We start from the raw sequence: 370 nt of genomic DNA, 5'->3' as shown, positions 1-370 counted from the left end.
GATTGTGGGGGATTTGAATGGAATTGCAAAAATTTCAACGGCTTCTCCTTCCATCATCTCCTAGGCCGGAAGCAGGGTGGAAATAGCAAGGTTCAATTTAAAATTTTTATGGTGATTGGGGCTTACCACCTGGCATCAACGGTGGGTTATCATGGCCCTCATCCTGAACTTGATTCAGGACCTATTCCTTATGCGAAAAATCGTCTTTGCGAACTGAAGCGGAGGTGGAGTGAGGCCGTGAAGCAGTCTATCTTGTTGTGTGGCTGATCAATCATTTTTCCGCTGCGCTGGCTTGCCTCGGCTGGCCGCCGAAGGGCTTTTCTCTTTTCCTTGATGAAAAGAGACAAAAATCAAGGCTTGGATCTGATGT

The 370-nt window shown here is 47.0% G+C and carries 1 protein-coding gene; it reads left to right on the top strand.

The annotated features are described in order from the left end of the window. Positions 1–267 (top strand): hypothetical protein (locus tag GJU39_RS23745; protein WP_209437740.1); only part of this gene is annotated, 267 nt, incomplete at its 5' end. Positions 268–370: the final 103 nt, after the last annotated feature.

Source organism: Pedobacter petrophilus (genome assembly GCF_009674725.1).
Classification (GTDB): Bacteria; Bacteroidota; Bacteroidia; order Sphingobacteriales; family Sphingobacteriaceae; genus Pedobacter; species Pedobacter petrophilus.
This window is presented reverse-complemented; position numbering and strand designations above follow the sequence as displayed.